General features: G+C 48.6%; 20 protein-coding genes. 19 read left to right on the top strand and 1 reads right to left on the bottom strand.

Annotation, left to right across the window (positions count from 1 at the left end; genetic code table 11):
• The first annotated feature begins 1 nt into the window (after window position 1).
• The 16 genes from LSE01S_RS01705 to holA all read left to right on the top strand — a co-directional run bounded on the left by LSE01S_RS01705 (window position 2) and on the right by holA (window position 16,214).
• Complete coding sequence (locus tag LSE01S_RS01705) at window positions 2-979, top strand: alpha-ketoacid dehydrogenase subunit beta (RefSeq protein ID WP_061775906.1); 978 nt, start codon at window positions 2-4, stop codon at window positions 977-979.
• Window positions 980-1,055: 76 nt separating this feature from the next.
• The gene (locus LSE01S_RS01710; RefSeq protein WP_061775907.1) at window positions 1,056-2,384 is read left to right on the top strand and encodes a 2-oxo acid dehydrogenase subunit E2; all 1,329 of its coding nucleotides are present in this window, start codon (window positions 1,056-1,058) and stop codon (window positions 2,382-2,384) included.
• A 7-nt stretch (window positions 2,385-2,391) separates the two neighbouring features.
• Window positions 2,392-3,819 (top strand): dihydrolipoyl dehydrogenase, encoded by a 1,428-nt coding sequence (gene lpdA, locus LSE01S_RS01715; RefSeq protein ID WP_061775908.1) that lies wholly within the window; start codon window positions 2,392-2,394, stop codon window positions 3,817-3,819.
• Window positions 3,820-3,966: 147 nt separating this feature from the next.
• Entirely contained in the window at window positions 3,967-4,872 is a 906-nt protein-coding gene (locus LSE01S_RS01720) for a Rossmann-fold NAD(P)-binding domain-containing protein (RefSeq protein WP_061775909.1), read from the top strand.
• A gap of 3 nt (window positions 4,873-4,875) precedes the next feature.
• Complete coding sequence (locus tag LSE01S_RS01725) at window positions 4,876-5,169, top strand: UPF0223 family protein (RefSeq protein ID WP_061775910.1); 294 nt, start codon at window positions 4,876-4,878, stop codon at window positions 5,167-5,169.
• The gene (locus LSE01S_RS01730) at window positions 5,169-5,960 is read left to right on the top strand and encodes an inositol monophosphatase family protein (RefSeq protein WP_061775911.1); all 792 of its coding nucleotides are present in this window, start codon (window positions 5,169-5,171) and stop codon (window positions 5,958-5,960) included. The genes LSE01S_RS01725 and LSE01S_RS01730 overlap by 1 nt, the downstream gene beginning before the upstream one ends.
• A 136-nt stretch (window positions 5,961-6,096) precedes the next feature.
• Window positions 6,097-7,941 carry a translational GTPase TypA gene (gene typA, locus LSE01S_RS01735; protein WP_061775912.1) on the top strand — a complete coding sequence of 615 codons (1,845 nt, stop codon included), beginning with the start codon at window positions 6,097-6,099 and terminating at the stop codon, window positions 7,939-7,941.
• Between the two features lie 149 nt (window positions 7,942-8,090).
• Window positions 8,091-9,245, top strand: a complete 1,155-nt coding sequence (locus tag LSE01S_RS01740; RefSeq protein ID WP_061775913.1) for an FtsW/RodA/SpoVE family cell cycle protein — start codon at window positions 8,091-8,093, stop codon at window positions 9,243-9,245.
• Between the two features lie 11 nt (window positions 9,246-9,256).
• Window positions 9,257-9,541: a YlbG family protein gene (locus LSE01S_RS01745; protein WP_061775914.1), complete on the top strand. Its 285-nt coding sequence runs from the start codon at window positions 9,257-9,259 to the stop codon at window positions 9,539-9,541.
• Window positions 9,538-10,101, top strand: a complete 564-nt coding sequence (gene rsmD, locus LSE01S_RS01750; protein WP_061775915.1) for a 16S rRNA (guanine(966)-N(2))-methyltransferase RsmD — start codon at window positions 9,538-9,540, stop codon at window positions 10,099-10,101. The genes LSE01S_RS01745 and rsmD overlap by 4 nt, the downstream gene beginning before the upstream one ends.
• On the top strand, window positions 10,098-10,592 hold the full coding sequence (gene coaD / locus LSE01S_RS01755) for a pantetheine-phosphate adenylyltransferase (protein WP_061775916.1): 495 nt from the start codon (window positions 10,098-10,100) through the stop codon (window positions 10,590-10,592). The genes rsmD and coaD overlap by 4 nt, the downstream gene beginning before the upstream one ends.
• Window positions 10,588-11,634, top strand: a complete 1,047-nt coding sequence (locus tag LSE01S_RS01760) for a SepM family pheromone-processing serine protease (RefSeq protein WP_061775986.1) — start codon at window positions 10,588-10,590, stop codon at window positions 11,632-11,634. The genes coaD and LSE01S_RS01760 overlap by 5 nt, the downstream gene beginning before the upstream one ends.
• Window positions 11,635-11,722: 88 nt before the next feature.
• Window positions 11,723-12,397 (top strand): ComEA family DNA-binding protein, encoded by a 675-nt coding sequence (locus LSE01S_RS01765; RefSeq protein ID WP_061775917.1) that lies wholly within the window; start codon window positions 11,723-11,725, stop codon window positions 12,395-12,397.
• Window positions 12,398-12,444: 47 nt separating this feature from the next.
• A complete protein-coding gene (locus LSE01S_RS01770; RefSeq protein ID WP_061775918.1) occupies window positions 12,445-12,924 on the top strand; it encodes a ComE operon protein 2 in 480 nt (159 codons plus the stop codon).
• Window positions 12,924-15,176 carry a DNA internalization-related competence protein ComEC/Rec2 gene (locus LSE01S_RS01775; protein WP_082622313.1) on the top strand — a complete coding sequence of 751 codons (2,253 nt, stop codon included), beginning with the start codon at window positions 12,924-12,926 and terminating at the stop codon, window positions 15,174-15,176. Before LSE01S_RS01770 ends, LSE01S_RS01775 begins: the two co-directional genes overlap by 1 nt.
• Window positions 15,177-15,179: 3 nt before the next feature.
• The gene (holA, locus tag LSE01S_RS01780; RefSeq protein WP_061775919.1) at window positions 15,180-16,214 is read left to right on the top strand and encodes a DNA polymerase III subunit delta; all 1,035 of its coding nucleotides are present in this window, start codon (window positions 15,180-15,182) and stop codon (window positions 16,212-16,214) included.
• A gap of 72 nt (window positions 16,215-16,286) precedes the next feature.
• On the opposite strand, the gene rpsT is transcribed toward holA, so the two are convergent.
• Window positions 16,287-16,541 carry a 30S ribosomal protein S20 gene (rpsT, locus tag LSE01S_RS01785; protein WP_061775920.1) on the bottom strand — a complete coding sequence of 85 codons (255 nt, stop codon included), beginning with the start codon at window positions 16,539-16,541 and terminating at the stop codon, window positions 16,287-16,289.
• Between the two features lie 277 nt (window positions 16,542-16,818).
• On the opposite strand from rpsT, the gene rpsO reads away from it, so the two are divergent.
• From rpsO to LSE01S_RS01800, 3 genes are all read left to right on the top strand, one after another.
• Window positions 16,819-17,088, top strand: a complete 270-nt coding sequence (gene rpsO, locus LSE01S_RS01790; RefSeq protein WP_061775921.1) for a 30S ribosomal protein S15 — start codon at window positions 16,819-16,821, stop codon at window positions 17,086-17,088.
• A 219-nt stretch (window positions 17,089-17,307) separates the two neighbouring features.
• Window positions 17,308-19,158: a ribonuclease J gene (locus LSE01S_RS01795; protein WP_061775922.1), complete on the top strand. Its 1,851-nt coding sequence runs from the start codon at window positions 17,308-17,310 to the stop codon at window positions 19,156-19,158.
• A gap of 76 nt (window positions 19,159-19,234) precedes the next feature.
• A complete protein-coding gene (locus LSE01S_RS01800; RefSeq protein ID WP_235808287.1) occupies window positions 19,235-20,200 on the top strand; it encodes a hypothetical protein in 966 nt (321 codons plus the stop codon).
• Window positions 20,201-20,295: the final 95 nt, after the last annotated feature.

Below are 20,295 nucleotides of genomic sequence, written 5' to 3' on the forward strand. Positions count from 1 at the left end.
CATGGCTAAAATGACGTATATTAAAGCGATCACTTCTGGTCTAGATCAAGTCCTAGGCGATGACCCTAAGACCCTGATCTTCGGTGAAGACGTTGGTAAAAACGGTGGTGTGTTCCGGACTACGGTTGGCTTACAAGACAAGTACGGTGAAGACCGGGTCTTCGATACGCCATTGGCTGAATCTGGAATCTTAGGGTTGGCAATTGGGTTATCCTTAACCGGTTGGCGGCCAATTCCAGAAATCCAATTCATGGGATTCACGTTCGAAGCGATGGATGGGATTGTTGGCCAATTAGCCCGTGATCACTACCGGTTCGGTGGCCAAAAGAACTTCCCAGTTACTGTGCGGACACCATTTGGTGGTGGGACTCATACCGCCGAGATGCACGCCGACAACTTGGAAAATTATTTCGTTAGCACCCCAGGTTTACGGGTAGTCACACCTGCTAACCCATACGATGCTAAGGGCTTAGTTATCTCAGCGGTTGAAAGTGACGATCCAGTTCTGTTTATGGAAAACTTGAAGCTGTACCGTTCGATGAAGGACGAAGTTCCAGATGAAAAGTACACGGTACCGTTAGACTCAGCTAAGGTTGTTCGTGAAGGGACTGACATTACGTTGGTTGCTTACAGTGCTGAAGTTAACGAAGCTTTAACGGCCGCTGATGCTTTGGCAAAGGACAACATTTCTGCCGAAGTTATTGACTTGCGGTCCTTGTCACCAATCGACACGGATACCATTTACGCTTCGATTGACAAGACTCACAAGGTCGTTGTCATTCAAGAAGCGCAACGGATGGCCGGGGTTGGTGCCGTGGTAGCTTCCGACATTGCTGAAGACAAGATCATGTCCCTGGATGCGCCAATCGGCCGGGTTGCGGCACCAGATAGCGTTTACCCATTTGCCCAAGCTGAAAACGATTGGATTCCAAATGCCGATGACATTGAAGCCAAGGCACGTGAGATCTTCAACTACTAAAACATCTTTTAATAATAAAACGAAATTAACAATGTGGGAGACACCCTGCATTAGATGAAAGAAAGGAAGTTTTCCCATGGCTTATACGTTCAAACTCCCAGAGCTTGGTGAAGGAATGGCTGAAGGCGAAATTTCTTCATGGCTAGTAAAAGAAGGAGACACGGTTAAGGAAGACGACACATTAGTTGAAATTCAAAACGATAAGTCTGTTTCGGAATTACCATCACCAGTTGCTGGTACCATTTCACAAATTGTTGCTAAAGAAGGCGACACCGTAGAAATTGGTGACCCATTGATTGTGATTGACGATGGTTCAGCTGCTGCTCCTGATTTGGCTAAAGGCGGCGACGCCGATGCTGCGCCCACTGAAGATGCCACTCCGGCACCAGCCCCAGCGCCAGAACCAGCTGCTGCCCCAGCGCCAGCACCTGCACCTGCCTCAGCGGGTGTTCCAGCTGCTTCTGATCCAAATAAATTAGTGATGGCGATGCCATCCGTCCGTCAATACGCACGAGACAAGGGCGTTGACATTACATTGGTTGCCCCAACTGGTAACCATGGCCAAGTCTTAAAGGCTGACATTGACAACTTTAACGGTGCCGCTGCTCCAGCCGCTGCACCTGCAGCCGCAGCAAGTGATGCTGGTACCGTTAAGAGTGCTGGTGGCAGTGCTATCAAGCCTTGGAAGGCTGACCGTCCAGATCTCGAAACTCGTGAACCAATGTCAGCAATGCGGAAGATTATTGCCAAGAGCATGCGGACTTCAAAGGATATTTCACCTCACGTAACGTCATTCGATGAAGTGGAAGTATCAGCCTTGATGGCAAATCGGAAGAAGTACAAGCAAGCCGCTGCTGACCGGGACATTCATCTGACGTTCTTGCCGTACATCGTTAAGGCCTTAGTTGCCGTTATGAAGGACTTCCCAGACCTGAACGCTTCCATTGATGACACGACTGAAGAAATTGTTACCAAGCATTACTACAACATCGGGATTGCCACGAATACTGAACATGGTCTCTACGTTCCTAATATTAAGAACGCCGATTCCAAGGGCATGTTCGAAATTGCCAAGGAAATCACCGAAAATACCCAAGCAGCCTACGACAACAAGTTGAAGCCTGACGCAATGTCTGGTGGCTCAATTACCATCAGTAACGTTGGTTCCATTGGTGGTGGCTGGTTCACACCAGTTATCAACCAACCTGAAGTGGCGATCTTAGGTGTTGGCCGGATTGAAAAGGCACCTTACGTTAACGATGATGGCGACATCGTTGTTGGTCGGATGCTGAAGCTTTCCCTGAGCTACGACCACCGGTTGATCGATGGGGCCTTGGCTCAAAATATCTTAAACGAATTAAAGGCATTGCTCCACGATCCAGAAATGCTGTTAATGGAAGGGTAGGAATAATATGGCAGATGTTGAAAAAAAGGACACCGTCATCGTCGGTGCCGGACCCGGCGGCTATGTTGCCGCAATTCGGGCTTCTGAATTAGGCCAAAAGGTCACTTTAGTAGAAAAATCCGATACCTTGGGTGGTGTGTGCTTGAACGTGGGCTGTGTACCTTCCAAAGCCTTGATTCAAGCTGGTCACCGTTTAGAACAAGCCAAGGATGGATCCACTTATGGGATTTCGACTTCCTCTGCCGTCATTGATTTCAAGAAGACGCAAGATTGGAAGCAAACCAAAGTGGTTGACCGGATGACGAGTGGGGTTAAGATGCTGATGAAGAAGCATCATGTTGACGTCGTCAATGGTGAAGCCGTCTTCCTTAGCGACACGCAACTTCGGGTCATGCCTACCGGTGAAAAGCAATTTATGTCCACCGATACTGGTCAAACCTTTGAGTTTAATAACATCATTATCGCTTCTGGTTCTCACCCAATTGAAATCCCTGGGTTCAAGTTTGAGGGCCGGGTGGTTGATTCCACCGGCGGTCTGAGCTTGCCAGAAGTCCCTAAGGAATTTGTTGTCATTGGTGGTGGGTACGTTGGAACTGAATTAGCTGGTGCTTACGCCAGTTTAGGTGCCCACGTCACAATCATTGAAGGAACCGGCTCGATCTTACCTAACTTTGAAAAGGACATGGTTGCCGTTGTCCTGAAGAAGTTAAAGAAAAAGGGTGTCGATGTCATCACGAACGCGATGGCTAAGGGTTCCACTCAAGATGACAACAGCGTCAGTGTTACTTACGCCGTTGATGGCAAGGAATCCACGATTAAAGCAGATTACTGCATGGTAACCGTGGGACGCCGGCCGAATACCGATGACTTGGGCTTGGAATACACCAAGGTCAAATTGGATGACCATGGGCTGATCAAGGTTGATAACCAAGGTCGGACCGATTCTGAACACATTTGGGCAGTTGGGGACGTTGTTCCTGGCGCTGCATTGGCTCACAAGGCCTTTGCAGAAGGCAAGACGGCCGCCGGTGCCATTTCCGGCAAGAAGACCGCCAACGACTGGCTCAGTGTTCCTGCAGTTTGCTTCTCTGACCCTGAAATTGCCACTGTTGGTTACAGCGAAGCCGCTGCTAAAGACAAGGGTATCAAGGTTAAGACAGCAAAGTTCCCATTTGCTGGGAATGCTCGGGCGGTTTCCCTGGACTCACCTGATGGCTTCGTTCGGTTCATCTACACGGATGACGACAACAAGAATATCGTGGGTGCCGAAGCCGTCGGTCCTGAAGCTAGCACCATGGCTGGTGAACTCTCAATCATTGTCAACGATGGCTTAAACGTTGAAGACGTTGCGTTGACTATTCACCCACACCCAACATTAAACGAACCAATTCAAGAAACGGCTGACATCGCAATGGGCTTCCCAACTCACATTTAAAGTGACTGGACCCGTACGAATAGGCTTAAGGAGTCACTCTGCGGAGTGACTCCTTTTTGAGTAGAGTGAGCGTTCCAGCTTGCTATCCCGTACGGTTCACTTATAATAAGTTTATGTCAGTATTTTACGCAGAAAGGGGGGGCCACCATGAAACCGACGTTAATTATTCAAGGTAACTTAGAACAAGCCAGTCAATTGATTCAACTCTTATTGGTGGCAGATTTGCCGGTGGACTGTGTGGTCATGCCTAATACCCTGGACGATACACCGCGTTATCAGTCACTAGTAGTTGCTAGTACCGTTTGTGCTCACTTGGCTTTAAGGGTCGGTACTGCCGCCGATTATGGCCAGGCACACTGGGTCGTCCTTTTGGATCGGGCCGAAGCGGACACACCACAGGTGGAACGGGTCGCCGAACTTCGCCGGCTGTTGAACCATATGGTTGAAAACGGGTTTAAGGGACAATTAGTCTTTGCAGGGCGAGAGGACGATGTGTTGACCAGCTTTGCCAGTCACTTTTCCGGGTTACCTACGGAACAGATTTGGGGCTTGGGAACGTATCCACTGACGCGGTTGTTGGCACATCGATTAGCCGATCAGCTGGGGCTAGGCGCTGCAGCCATCCGAGCGACGGTGGTCGGAAGTGCAGCGAATCCCACGGTGGCTTGGAGTCGGACCTATGTGGGCCCAACGCCAATTCTCATGTATTTGGCCAATGAGGATGCCAAATTCAGTGGGGATGACCTCAGCAAGGTTGGCAATTGGCTGCGTCGTGAAGCAACCGAGCAGTTGGAGACCTTACGTCTTTTAGGCCTGATTCATCTCCTCGAGGTCATCCTGGCCGATCAGCCGGTGATTGAGACGGTGACAAATATTCAGCCCGGTGAAGCGACCTATGCGGCAGCAACCCCTATTTTGGTAAATGCCACGGGCGTTCATAGGTTAACAAACTTGGTGTTGTCGGAAGACGAACAACAAGACTATGCAGCGGGCATTACGGAATTAAAAACAACGATCACGGCGATCGAAGGCCAACAGACGGAGGGAAAGTAAGGCATGACAACGAGTTCAAACTATGAATATCCATTATTTCCAGATTGGTCAACGGCAGATATTGTCGCTGTAACCAACCTTTATCAATTAGTTGAGGCAGCCTATGAGGATGCTCACGGTGTGGCGGCTGACGAGTTGGTTACTGCTTATCGGGGATTTCAGAAGGTTGTTCCCCAAAAGTTTGAAGAAAAACAACTTGACCGTGATTTTGAAACGGCTTCCGGTTATAGCATTTACCGAACGGTTAAGGCGGCACGGCAAGGCGACGGTCAGATTAAAATGAAGGAGCACAACTAATGGCACAAGACTGGCAGCAACTGAATGAACAGGTGACAGCTCTCTTGAAGACGGCAAGAGAACAGGTATTGGCAAAGATGCAGTCTCCGCTGACCGTTGACGAAAAGACAAATCGGAAAGACTTGGTGACCAATGTCGATAAGTCTAATGAACAATTTCTGATTGAGCAAATTCATCAGATTGACCCGGCGGCGCGAGTCTTAGGTGAAGAGGGCTTTGGCGACACTTTGCAAGATTTGGATGGCCGTGTCTGGATCGTTGACCCAATTGATGGCACGATGAACTTTGTGAAACAACGCGATAATTTTGCCATGATGATTGGCATTTACCAGGATGGCGTCGGCCAGTTGGGCTACATCTATGATGTCATGCAAGATGTGCTGTATCACGGTGGGCCAGCACTGGGGGGCGTATTTGCCGGTGAACGCCGTTTGAAAGCCCCAGCCAATATCGCCTTGGCCGATGGTTTAATTGGCGCTAGTGGGCCGCTGGTGGTCCATGACATTAGTCATATGCAGGCCATCGTGCATGCTAGTGCGGGGATGCGAGTCTACGGTAGTGCAGGCATCGAATTAATTAATATCATGTTGGGTAAGACCCTGGGTTATATTTCTTATCTAAAACCCTGGGATATTGCCGCCGGGAAGGTCCTGCTTGAGGCGTTAGGGTGTCAAGTAACAACTATTGACGGGCAACCGCTCAATATGTTATCATCTAACCTTGTACTAGTAGCGACGGAAAAGGCGCAACGTGATATTCTCCAAATTGAAGAAGATGACGTCTCACTGTGACACTGTCACAGTTTTTTTATGCGGCCGGCTGGTATGGATGGACTTTACCAGTTATAGACGCTACACTAAGCGTACTTACTCAGTAAGCATGCCGTGATTCCATCTAATTCACCAAGCACGAAAGGAAGAAATACACTTGAAAATCAGAGATGATATCCGCAACATTGCCATCATTGCCCACGTTGACCACGGTAAGACCACCTTGGTTAACGAAATGCTCAAACAGTCCGATACATTAGACGAACACGCGTCTATTGAAGACCGTGCCATGGATACTAATGCTATCGAAAAGGAACGGGGTATTACGATCCTGTCCAAGAACACTGCCGTCCGTTATGGCGACAAACAAGTTAACATCTTGGATACCCCAGGACACGCCGACTTTGGTGGTGAAGTGGAACGGATCATGCGCATGGTTGACGGCGTTTTGCTTGTCGTTGACGCCTACGAAGGAACGATGCCACAAACTCGTTTCGTTCTGAAGAAAGCCCTCGATCAACACTTAACCCCAATCGTGGTTATTAACAAGGTTGACCGTGAAGGCGCTCGTCCATCCGAAGTCGTTGATGAAGTCTTAGACCTCTTCATCGAGTTGGGTGCTGACGAAGACCAATTAGACTTCCCAGTTGTTTATGCTTCAGCTATGAACGGGACCTCTAGTTACGAACCAGAAATTTCTTCACAAGAACACACTATGAAGCCAATTTTTGACACTATTATTAAGCACATCCCAGCACCAATCGATAACAGCGACGAACCATTACAGTTCCAAGTTGCTATGTTGGATTACAACGACTTCGTTGGTCGGATTGGGATTGGTCGGATCTTCCGTGGGAAGATCAAGGTCGGTGACAGTGTTACGGTTATGAAGCTTGACGGTTCTAAGCAAAACTTCCGGGTTACCAAGTTATTTGGTTTCTTCGGGTTGAAGCGTTTGGAAATCAACGAAGCTCAAGCCGGTGACTTGATTGCCGTTTCTGGGATGGAAGAAATCAACGTTGGTGAAACGGTGGTTGCTCCTGATCATCTGGAACCACTCCCAGTTCTGCGGATTGACGAACCAACCTTGCAGATGACTTTCCGGACTAACGACTCACCATTTGCTGGTCGAGAAGGTAAGTTTGTGACATCTCGTCAAATCGAAGAACGTTTGAAGCGTGAACTTCATACCGACGTTTCTTTACGGGTTGACGATACCGACAATCCTGGTGCCTGGATCGTTTCCGGTCGTGGTGAACTTCACTTGTCTATCTTGATTGAAACGATGCGGCGTGAGGGTTACGAATTACAAGCTTCTCGTCCAGAAGTTATCTACAGAACGATTGATAACGTTCGTTGCGAACCATTTGAATCTGTTCAAATTGATACGCCAGACGAATATACCGGTTCAATCATCGACACGCTTTCTCAACGTAAGGGTGAAATGAAGAACATGGAAGCCGTTGGGAATGGTCAAACGCGTTTGACATTCTTGGCGCCTTCTCGAGGGTTGATCGGTTACTCAACTGAATTCCTGTCCTTGACTCGTGGTTACGGGATCATGAACCATACCTTCTCCAAGTACCTGCCAGTTATCAAGAACTGGAACCCAGGTCGTCACAACGGGACTTTGGTTTCCATCAATTCCGGTAAGGTTACCACGTACGCCATCATGGCTGTTCAAGACCGTGGATTAATCTTTACCGATGCTGGGACGGAAGTTTACGAAGGAATGATCGTCGGCCAAAACAGCCGAGACAACGATATCTCCGTTAACATCACGCGTGGTCGTAACCAAACCAACGTCCGGGCCGCTGGGTCTGAAGATATTGCTAAGGTTAAGTCACCACTGAAGATGTCACTGGAAGAATCACTTGAATTCATTAACGAAGATGAATACTGTGAAATCACTCCAGAACATGTTCGTTTACGGAAGACTATCCTGAACACGGGTGAACGTGAAAAGACCGCTAAGAAGCGCCGGACCGCTGCTCGTAAGTAAGCCTAACTTTAATTAAAACTTTACCGGTAACAAACGTGGGTAACCACGGGTGTTACCGGTTTTTTTATGCAAAAATGGTCGCGGAGCTATGCTATAATATAAACATTCGATTACCGTGGAGAACGGTAGATTTGGAGCGAACTAATCGTATGCGAAAGTTAAAATATCTAGACTATTGGTTATTGGTCCCGTACCTGGTGTTGAGTATCTTCGGAATTGTGATGGTGTACTCGGCCAGTGCGGATATTGGCAGTCAAAACGGGGGAAGCCCGCTGAGTTACCTAATCAAGCAAACCATTTACGTCATCATGGGGCTGTGCATTTTGAGTTTCATGACGATGATGAACATTAATAAGTTACGTAATAAAAACGTATTGAAGTACGCAGGCTACGCGGCTCTGGGTTCCTTGGCGCTGTTGTTAGTCATGGGACAGACCATTAACGGGGCTGCTGGGTGGTTCCACTTGGGGCCCATTAGCATCCAACCCGCTGAGTTTGTAAAGTTCTACGTGATTATTTGGCTAGCTAACGTCATTGCTAATCGTCAGGATGAGATTCAGCTTGAAGGTTGGTGGGCGACGATGCGCTGGCCGTTGATCATCTGCCTTGGAATTGTGGGACTGATCTTACTCCAACCGGACCTTGGTGGAGCCACAATTAATGCCAGCATTATTTTCGTTATGGTTCTGGCCAGTGGTTTTAACTGGAAAGGTGCCATGTTGGTTTTCGGCGGGGCCTTCTTGTCGGTGGTGGGGATTCTTTTTCCAATCGTCGTCAAAGTTTCTGAAATGGGCTTTGCCAAGAATAATTATCAACTCCAACGGATTGTGGCGTTTATCAATCCGTTTGAGCATTCCCAATCGGTTGGCCAGCAATTGGTTAACTCCTATTATGCGCTTAGTAATGGGGGGGTCTTCGGGGTTGGCTGGGGGAATAGTATCCAAAAGACCGGGTACCTACCAGAACCCAATACCGACTTCATCATGGCCATTTTGGCCGAGGAGCTGGGATTGATCACGGCGCTTGGCATCATTGCCCTGCTATTCCTGATTATTATTCGGACAGTGTTAATTGGTATCCGGAGTAATTCAGCTTATCAATCATTAATTTGTTATGGTACGGCAACGTATCTGACCGTCCAAACGTTGTTTAATTTAGGTGGCGTCCTCGGGATGTTACCGATTACCGGGGTAACCTTTCCATTTATTAGTTATGGGGGGTCCAGTACCTGGACGCTTGCGCTAGTTATGGGGGTTGTCCTGAATATTGGAACCCGGCAGAAACGTTATCGATTGACCCATTAGGAGGTGGACCAATGGCATTTGAAATGCAAGACCGACAAAGCTTAATTGTTTACACCTACAGCTTGAAACAAACCCGTCAGCTAAAGCGTTATGGGACTGTGATGTATGTCTCGAAGAAGATGCGTTACGTGGTGCTCTACGTCAATCGTGACGATATCTCGGCATTGACGGATCAACTGAGTCATCTGCGTTTTGTTAAGCGGGTGGTGGCTTCAAACCGTCCCGACATCAGAGAAACGTTCAATGGTGTTGCGGAAGACTTAAAAACCCCAGATTTAAAGGATGAGGAAGAATGAGAATTGTTGCAGGAGAATATGGTGGCCGGCGGCTAAAGGCTGTGCCAGGAATGGCCACGCGGCCAACAACCGATAAGGTTAAGGAAGCCTTGTTCAATATGATTGGACCGTACTTCGACGGTGGTCGCAGCCTAGACCTATTTGCTGGTTCCGGTGGTTTAAGCATTGAAGCCGTTTCGCGGGGGATTGACGAGGCGGTTTTGATTGACCGGCAGTACGCTGCGATCAAAACGATTAAGGATAACGTGGCCGTGACCAAGGCACCGGAGAAGTTTGAGATCCTGAAACGCGACGCCAATCGGGCCATCCCCGAATTAGCAGATCGCGGCGATCAGTTTGACTTGGTTTTCTTCGATCCACCGTATGCGCAACAAAAGATTATGGCCGAAATGACCCGGCTTCATGAATTGGGGTTATTAAATACTGGTGCTCGGATTATTTGTGAGACCGATCAACAGGCTCAATTGCCGGATGAAATTCCGGCCTTTGAATTGGTTGAACGGCGAGACTATGGAATTACCGAAATCACTATTTATAAATTGGGAAGTGACGTGCAATGACCATCGCTGTTTTTCCAGGAAGCTTTGATCCCTTAACCAATGGCCACCTTGATCTGATTCGCCGGGCTAGTCGCCTGTTTGATCAGCTGATTGTAGCGGTTGGTCAGAATACCAGCAAGGCCAGCGTCTTTACGCCAACTGAACGGGTAGCATTTATCGAAGCAAACGTGCAGGATTTGCCAAACGTCAAGGTTCAGATTGAATCCGGACTAACGGTGAGTTTCATGCGGCAGAAGCAGGCCACGGCCCTGGTTCGGGGACTGCGTAACGGCACCGACTTTGAATATGAGCAGGGGATTGCCGGGATGAATCGTTCCTTGGCCCCGGAGATTGAGACGGTCTGCCTTCTAGCGGACAGTCAATATCAGTTTGTCTCGTCTAGTTTGTTAAAGGAAGTGGCACGGTTTGGTGGGGATCTATCAAACTTAGTCCCGCCAGTCGTTGCCGCGGCGTTGGTGGACCGATTAGAAAGTGGGCGGACACGTGATTAAACGATTATGGCATCGGGCCGGCCGCCAGATTTTAGTAACGGTGGCGCTAGTAGGGGCCGTATTGGCATTTTTCTTTTGGCCACTGCCTAAGTACATTGAGGGACCAGGTGGGGCGGACGACTTGAAGTCGTTTGTCAGTATGCCTGGACATGCTGATAAACGGAGTGGGAAGTTTATGATCACTTCCGTTGCCTTGGCGCAGGCCCGTCCAGCCTCCTATCTGTATGCCAAGTTTAATCCCACTTTCAGCGTTGAGAGTGCCGATACGGTGACCGGTGGGGAAAGTAATGCCACCTATGACCGGGTCCAGAACTTCTACATGCAGAGTGCTATTAACGAATCAATTTATACGGCATATAAGGCGGCTGATAAGACGGTTAGTCGCCAGTACTTAGGGATTTACGTGCTTAACGTGGCCAAAAATTCGCCGTTTGTCAAATCACTCAAGGTGGGTGACACGGTGACCAAGGTGAATGGTCGACACTTTAACTCGATGGTTGGGTATCAACACTACATTCAGAAGCAGGAGGTTGGCCAGCGGGCAACCGTGACCTATCAACATGCCGGCAAAACACGGGAGGCGACGGCCAAGCTGATGACGTTGCCAGGCACCAAGAAAGCCGGCATTGGGATTACCTTGACCGATAACGTTAAGGTTACCGCTAAGCCGAAGGTAACCGTCAATCCAGGTAATATTGGTGGTCCTTCTGGTGGCTTGATGTTTAGCCTACAGATTTATACTCAGGTGACTGGAAAAAATCTGCGTCAGGGTCGAAAGATTGCTGGTACCGGAACGGTTGATAGCAATGGCGATGTCGGCGAAATTGGCGGCATTGACAAGAAGATTATTGCTGCCAAGCGGGCTGGTGCAACGGTGTTTTTTGCGCCATACGTGAAGCCAACCAAGCTCCTGCTGAAGTATGAGGAACATCATCAGACTAATTATCAATTAGCCAAGTCAACAGCAAAAAAGTACGCACCAAATATGAAGGTTGTTCCGGTCAAGAATTTTAAAGACGCCGTAAACTATTTGGAAAAATAATTGGATTGCCAGCGATGGCAATCTTTTTTTGTTGTAGTCAAATAATCGGCACGGTTTAACGGAGTTAGTCGATAAGGGAGGCGAGAACATGCAACGAATTAGTGACTGGTGGATACAATTGCCGCGGGTGTGGCAACTGGGGCTTGGTCTAGCTGGTGGATTAATCATCGTGATCATGGGATGGGGATTACTTGCGCCATTGAAGGCCCCAGCGGCTGGCCCGCAACCGTTAGTGAGTACGGCGGTTACGTCGCAAGTGTCTCATAGCCGCTCATCTCTAATGGAGAATTCGACACGATCCGGCAGTGTGGTTAGTCATCCGACCCGAATTTTTGTCGATGTGCAGGGGGCGGTGCACCATCCGGGTCTGTACCAGTTTACCAATGAAATGCGGGTAGCAGATGCGTTAAAGGCGGCCGGAGGACTGGTCAATCGAGCCGATCGACGACAGGTGAATTTGGCGGCTCGGCTCACCGATCAGCAACAGCTGTATCTTCCATTAAAAGGGGAAAAGGTTCCACCGACGGCCACGCAAATGACTGGCGCAACCAGTACTAGCGAAAGCGCGGCAACTGTGGTTAATCTGAATTCAGCAACGGTGGCCGAACTGCAGCAACTCACGGGGGTGGGTGAGAAAAAGGCCGAGAAGATTGTTGCCTATCGTAACGATCATGGGTCCTTTCAGTCGGTAAAGGATCTGGCCCAAGTACCGGGCTTTGGCGATAAGACGGTTGCCAATTTAGCCGACCAACTGACGACGTGACACGTGGTATACTAGCCAACAAAACAATTGAAATGGGGTCATTACTGATGACAGATGAAAGAATTCCATGGGATCAATACTTTATGTTGCAAGCGCTGGTGATTTCGACGCGAAGTACCTGTAATCGCTTGGCGGTCGGAGCAACTCTAGTCCGGGATAAACGGATCATTGCTGCAGGCTACAACGGGTCCGTGTCCGGTGATGAGCACTGTCTGGATGAGGGGTGTTATCTGGTTGATGGCCACTGCGTGCGCACGATTCATGCCGAAATGAATGCCGTGTTGCAGTGTGCCAAGTTTGGTGAGGCCACAGATGGCGCCGAGATTTACGTGACGGACTTTCCGTGTCTTCAATGCACCAAGATGTTGTTGCAAGCCGGAATTAAGAAGATTAGTTATCTCAGAAATTATCATAATGACCCATACGCGCAGAAGCTGATTGATCTGAAGCGAGTTGAGCTACATCAGGTGACGGTGGATCCCGAATTGTTGAACCGGATCAAGACTGATTTACCGACTGACAAATAGTGCCAGCGGCCTGGTTTTTCTTTGGCCTGACGTTGGCGGCGGTCAGTGTCACGGGCGGTGGCCACTTTTGGGGTGGTTGCGGACTGTTAGCATTGATTTTGCTGCGGGTGATTAGTCTCAAATCACGGCGGGTCTTGTGTACCGTCTTGATTGGTGGCGGATTATTTGGTGGCTGGCTTTGGTTACAGCAACAGCAGTTGGATCGGTGGCGTTTGGCGATGGGGGCCAAACAGACCCAGGCATTGGAGATTAGAGTTCAACCCGACGCGATGGTTGTCAGGGGAACCAGTTATTATTTTGTCGGTCGTGATCAAACGCATCACGATTGGGTGACGGTGCACGGGCAGTTACGAACGCCACACGAACAAACGACTTTGCAAAACGTTGATCGGGCCATGCTTTGGCGGGTCACAGGGGAAATAAGTGGGATTCTACCAGCAACCAATTTTAATCAGTTTGACGCGGCCCGGTACTGGTCACATCGGAGGATTGTGCGATCGGTCAAGGTGACTGCGGTTAATAGCCGGTCCCCCAGTGGGGCGACAATTTGGCAGTACTGGTCAGATTGGTGGCATCACTGGCGTTCCCAGCTAATTCATTATTGTGAACGACTGCCAGGTGCCCTGTCCGTCTATGCACTTGGTCTATTTCCAGGAAATAAAAGTGTGGCCTTTGCGGATGAAATGCAGGGAATGCAGCAGTTGGGTTTGCTACATCTATTCGCCATCTCTGGGCTGCATGTGGTCCTGTTGTTAACCGTCTTGGAATGGTTAGCCGTGCGACTACATTTACCCCGTGAATGGTGGGAATGGGGGCTCTTCGTCTGCTTACCCGGCTATCTGATCCTAGCGGGTGGTGGTAGTGGGGTCCTGCGGGCGTGTTTGATGCACGGCAGTCAGTTACTGGGAAAACGCTGTGGGTATCGGTTGGATCGGCTGACCGGTTGGTCGATAGCCCTAGTCGTCGGCTTAATCGTTAACCCAGGATTGCTCTTTGAATTGGGCGGTCAGTTGAGCTATGGCTTGTCGCTAGGGTTAATCTTGTGGGCACGTGAATCTTTGGTTTGGCGTCAGCTAGGACTGACCTTGTTAAGCCTCCCAGGCATCTTGACGGCCTTCTTTCAATGGCACGTATTGACCCTATTAGCCAACTGGTTGGTGGTGCCTTTATTTCCCAGTGTGATTTTACCCCTCACGGTGGTGGGAACCGTTTGTTTCAGTTGGTTTCCACGGGTCAGTGTTGCCTGTAGCTGGCTCCTAGGTAGTTTTGATCAGGGCTTACGAATGGTTGGCCGGCTACCTGGTAATATCTTATTTGGGAAGCCCGTGTGGTGGATTGCCTGGTTGTGGGTTGTTCTGACCTGGCAGCTGTTCAGTCGACCAGTCAGAGCTCGTCGGCTTTGGTTAATTGGCTTATTCGTTATTTATAGCGGGATGTACGGTTGGAATCACTGGCCGGTTACCGGTGAGGTGGCCTACTTTGACGTGGGGCAAGGGGATAGCATTTTATGGCGTGAGCCGTTCAATCGGCGAGTAAGTTTGATCGATACCGGAGGGCGGCTGGCATTCCCCCAACCGACTTGGGCAACTCGGGCACCAGTCCGGTACGGGGCAGAACGGACTTCAATCAATTATTTACATAGCCGTGGGATTCACCGAATAGACGACTTGTACCTGACACATCATGATGCGGACCATATTGGGGACTTACCAGCGTTTATAAAACAAATGCAGATAAAGCGACTCCTGGTTCCGGCGGGGATGGAACAAGAACCCAGTTGGCAAAGGGGGTTACATCTATCCGGAATTCGGGTCCAACCTATTAAGGTTGGGGTGGCCTTACCGGTTGTGGTGCGCCATCCCTATGAATCTGCTCCAGCCGAAAATGCCAACTCACTAGCATTACAGACTCAGGCAGGGGGGCTAAACTTTTTGTTTATGGGCGACTTGGATCGGCCGGGAGAACAAAAGATGATGGCAGCAGATTCCCAGTTGCGAACGGACGTGTTAAAATTAGGACATCACGGAAGCAAGACCGCGTCGGCCCCTGCGTTTATTCAGCAGCTGCGGCCACGCCTAGCCATCATTTCTGCCGGTCGGGACAACCGTTATGGTCATCCCAATCCGGAAACGTTAACAACGCTGGCACAGGCTCATTTGCCCGCCCTGAGTACCCAAACTAGTGGGATGATTCGCTACGTTTATCGGGGGAATTGGGGGCAGTGGCAAACTAAACTTGGAGGGAGACCATAAGACGTGTCAATTACAGAACTTTTAAAGAGTCTACAGGACCAACGAACTTTGAAAAATGTGTATCTCATTCTCGGACAGGCGGATTATCTACAGCAACGGATCAAGTCGAGCTTGAAGCAATTGGTTCCAGATGAGGAACAGACCATGAACTTTGCCAGTTATGATATGGACACGGTGCCCCTGGCTGTCGCCCTGGATGATGCCATGGCGGCACCATTCTTTGGTGAACGGCGAGTTGTCTGCATCGACAACCCCCAGTTTTTGACGGGGGAGACCAAAAAGCAAAAAGTGACGCACGATGTTGACAGTTTACAAAAATATTTAGAGTCCCCGATGCCCAGTACGATTCTGACTTTCTTTGCGCCATATGAGAAGCTGGATGGTCGGAAGAAAGTTGTTAAGCAGTTAAAAAAGATAGCCACGACCATCGATCTCGGCCAGTTTAATGAGCGGGACACTCGGCAGTTCGTTCAGTCGCGTTTAAAGTCCGATGGCTATACGCTAGAAGAGGTCGCACTCAATGAGTTAATCCAACGGACCGATGCCGACCTGACGTTGATGATGAGTGAGTTGCCGAAGCTTGAGCTGTTTTCGTTACCTGATAAAGCGATCAAGCTCGCGGCGGTTCAGGGATTAGTCACACAGACCTTAACGCAAAATGTTTTCGATCTCGTTAACAAGGTGCTGGCTAAGGATACGGCTGGGGCAGTGACCTTGTACCGGGAGCTCTTACAAGCTAAAGAAGAACCACTTAAGATTAATGCGATTCTTCAGGGACAGTTTAGATTGTTAATCCAGACGAAAGTCTTGGCTAAGCAAGGCTATAGTCAGGGAAAATTAGCCAGTATTTTAAAAGTTCATCCGTATCGAATTAAGCTCGCACTTCAGTCACAACGCCGGTTTCAATTAACTGACCTGAATCGGGCCTACCTCGGACTCTTTCGGGTGGAGCAGCAAATGAAGTCAACACCGCTTGATCCAGAAATGCTATTTTCGCTGTTTATGACCCAGTTCGCGGGGCAGTTCGTTCGCGTTTAAAAGTAACCAAAAAGGGCGTCAACCATATCGGTTGACGCCCTGAATGTATCATCTAATCGTTTGATTAATTGATTACTTTGCTAAACGTGCAGCCATCCGTGACTTGTCACGAGATGCCTTGTTCCGCTTGATTAAGCCCTTTGAAGCAGCCTTGTCAACGGCAGCACTAGCTTGACGGTATAATTCTTCCGCGTTGTCAGCACCGGCAGTCTTAGCAGCTTCGAAACGCTTAACAGCAGTCCGCATCGTGCTTAATTGTGCGGAGTTCCGTTCGTTAGCCTTAACGTTAGTCTTGGCACGTTCGATAGCAGATTTGATAATTGGCATGAAAATTTCACCTCCGAATGAGAAATCCTGGTACCGGAAATCTTAATTTCAACGTATGTAATTATACAGAACGAAAAGACTGAATGCAATACTTTTGACAGATAAATGTAAAGTAATTTTACTTGATAGGCGGATTGACGAAAATCCTTGCTATTCCGGGTGAACTTCAGTATGATAGATAACTGTGCTAGGCACAAACCTCTCACTTAGTTCGCTCGCCGGCCACCGACGACTTACTCAGTCTGAGGCACTTATATTGAAGGGTGGTACATTTACCATGGCTATTAGTCAAGCAAAGAAAAACGAAATCATCAACCAATACGCACGTCACGAAGGCGACACCGGTTCTACCGAAGTCCAAGTTGCTGTATTGACTGCTGATATCAACGAAATCAACAACCACATGAAGATTCACCGGAAAGATTTCCATTCACAACGTGGTTTGATGAAGAAGATTGGTCACCGTCGTAACCTTTTGGCTTACTTACGGAAGACCGACGTTCAACGTTACCGTGAATTGATCAAGAGCTTGGGCCTTCGTCGTTAATCGACAGCCTTGCTCGAACCCATTCTCATTGGAGAATGGGTTTTTTTGTGCATTCTGAGTTCACTATGGCTTCGGAGTTCTGTAAATGATTAAAGTATGGTACACTGAAGAAAGCTTAATCATGGACGACTGGGGCGTTTTTTAGCTCTGAAGATTCTTTCGACGAACAGATTAGTCGAAAAATAAATTGAAACTATCGAAGATACTTGAGGTGAACTTATGAGTGCAAATATTAAAATCATTCCGTTTGGCGGTGTCCGCGAAAACGGGAAGAACTTGTACGCCGTTGACATTAATGGCGGAATTTATATTTTAGATTGTGGGTTGAAGTACCCTGAAAACGAACTGTTAGGGATTGACGTGGTTATTCCAGATTGGTCCTATTTACGAGAAAATAAAGACCGGATCGTTGCGGTTTTCTTAACCCATGGGCATGCCGATGCCATTGGGGCCTTACCTTACTTTCTCAGCGAGTTTAAGGTGCCGGTATTTGGGTCAGAAATGACTATTTCATTGGCTAAGCTGGGGGTTCAGTCCGAAGATAAGCTGAAAAATTATAATGACTTTCACGTGGTTGACGAAAAGACAGAAATTGACTTCGGCGACGTGACCGTTTCCTTCTTCTCAACGACACATTCGATTCCAGAATCATTGGGGATTGATTTGAAGACCGACGCAGGCCAGATTGTCTACACCGGGGATTTCAAATTCGATCAAACAGCTAAACCCGGCTATCAAACAGACTATGCCCGGTTAGGTGCCATTGGTCAGGCCGGTGTATTGGCGTTGCTGGGGGACTCCGCGAATGCTGAAAACGCCACGATGAATGCTTCGGAACAAACGATTGCCGAATCAATTGAAGAAACCTTCCATTACCAAGATGGTCGGGTTGTGGTTGCCTGCGTGGCATCCAACATTTTACGGATTCAACAGGTCTTTGATGCCGCCGTCGAAACGGGACGGAAGGTTTGTCTGACGGGTCAGGATCTCGAAAAGATCGTTAATACGGCCATGAAGCTTGGCAAGTTGGAATTTGATGATGACCTGTTAGTCACACCAGAGCAGTTGGACAGCCTGGCTCCTAACCAGATTGTGATTTTGCAAACGGGTAAGATGGGTGAACCAATCAAGGCTATTCAACGGATGGCGAACAAGCAGGAAAAGACGATTAACATTCAAAAGGGTGACTTAGTATACATCACCACGACACCTTCGCATGCGATGGATACGACCGTTGCTCGGACCCGGGACATGATTTACCGGGCGGGTGGCGAAGTTAAGGCTATTTCAGATGAGATGAATTCATCGGGTCATGCCTACAAGCGTGACTTGCAATTAATGCTAAATCTCTTGAAGCCACAGTATTTGATTCCAATTCAAGGGGAATACCGTTTGCTGAATGCTCATGCACAAGCCGCTATGGAATTAGGGATTCCGGCTGACCATATCTTCATCTTGGCCAAGGGGGATGTTTTAACCTATGCGAATGGCCAAATGGGGCTCGGCGATGGCATCGACGTCAGTGACACCATGATTGATGGGATTGGTGTTGGTGATATCGGAAACATTGTCCTACGAGATCGGAAAGTCTTAGCTGATGACGGTATCTTTATCGCCGTGGTTACCATTGACCGCAAGAAGAAACAGATTGTGGCAGAACCTAAAATCACTTCACGTGGATTTGTCTACGTGAAGGCTAACAAGGATTTGATGCAAGAGAGTGCTCAGATTATCAGTAAGGCGGTTCAAAATAACCTGGATAATAAGGAATTTGACTGGGGGCACTTAAAACAAGATGTTCGGGAACATTTGAGTCATTACCTCTTTGACCAAACTCACCGGCGTCCAGTGATCTTGCCTGTGATTATGGAAGTCAACCAACATCATCGTCGAACCACGCCTAAGGGTAAAGGAAAAGACGGTAAGGAAGTCGGCTCAGCCAAGGAGTCAAAGGCTAAAGATACCAAGGCTAAGGAAGGTAAGTCGGCTAATAAGCCAGCTCATAAGGCTCACCGTAGCCGCAAACACCATCGGCCAGAAAAGGCTGCAGCGACGGATCAGAAAAAATAACGTCATGGACCGGGAGCCGTTAAGGCCGTCGGTCCATTTTGATCCTAAAATTATGGCAAAAAAGGAGGAGACCAACGTGCAAGAACAGCCAGATAAGTTCATGGACCAAGAGGCCTTTAAACGGGCGGTCAGTGCCTTTGATAGTGGCCATTACTCGGAGGCCGGCTCGGCCTTTGAAGCGCTGTATCAGGAGCAACAGGTCACCAGTATTAACCATTATTTAGTAGCGAGTCTCTACCAAGATCAACAATTTTTGGCGGCGGAACAATATGCGGCGGAAATGGATGCCAGTTACCTGGCGTCGTCGGCGTTATTTACGCGACGACTGCAGGTTGCTTTGGCCAATCAGCAGTTTATCTTTGCTCGTGAGTTTGTCAGTCTTCCCGCCGCTCGAAATTGGCGTGACCAGGGGTTATTGACGATTGAGGCGGCCGAGAAGGAGAGTCGCACGTCACTGGCAGCTAAACAACGAGTAATTGCCAAACAATTTTCTCATTTAGGGGATGTATCGTTTGGTGAACAGCGGCGGCGTTATGAACGAGCCAAGCAACTTCCCTTACAGGAATTTATGCAGGGGTTAAAGTTTCTCTTGGTCGATCCGTTTTTGCACCCGCTGATGAAGGCAACCTTACTGGAAGAACTTTTGCGTCTACGGGTGGATGATACGGTCCAGCTCACTTGGCTGGACGGGACCACCCAGTCATTAGACACCAGTACCCTGGAACCTGTGGGAGCGAGTTACGCCGCCCAGACGATTCAGCAGTATTTGCAAGGTCGACTGGGACAACAGGATCCGGTGAAGGCGGCCGGTCTCCAGCAGACGGTGACCTTGCAGTTGATGATGCTTTATCCCTATATTGATCGCATTATTACGAATCCAGTGGCTTGGATTCAAAATCAAGGGGACATCCCGTTCGATCCAGAGCCTACCAGTAGCGAAATAAAGGGGATTCGGGATTGGCAAGAACGATTGGAAAACTTAATCACAGATTTATTGGGACCCATGGGCCCCGAAAGTGCCGAAAATCCCGAAAAACCGTAAATTCATTGATTTTTTAGTTTACAAATAATTCTTCAGCATATATACTGGTCAAGGATTCTTTTTTGAGAGGGCTCCAGCTTTCCCTTTCCGAAAAG

It is taken from the genome of Levilactobacillus senmaizukei DSM 21775 = NBRC 103853 (assembly GCF_001592085.1).
In the GTDB taxonomy this organism is placed as follows: Bacteria; Bacillota; Bacilli; order Lactobacillales; family Lactobacillaceae; genus Levilactobacillus; species Levilactobacillus senmaizukei.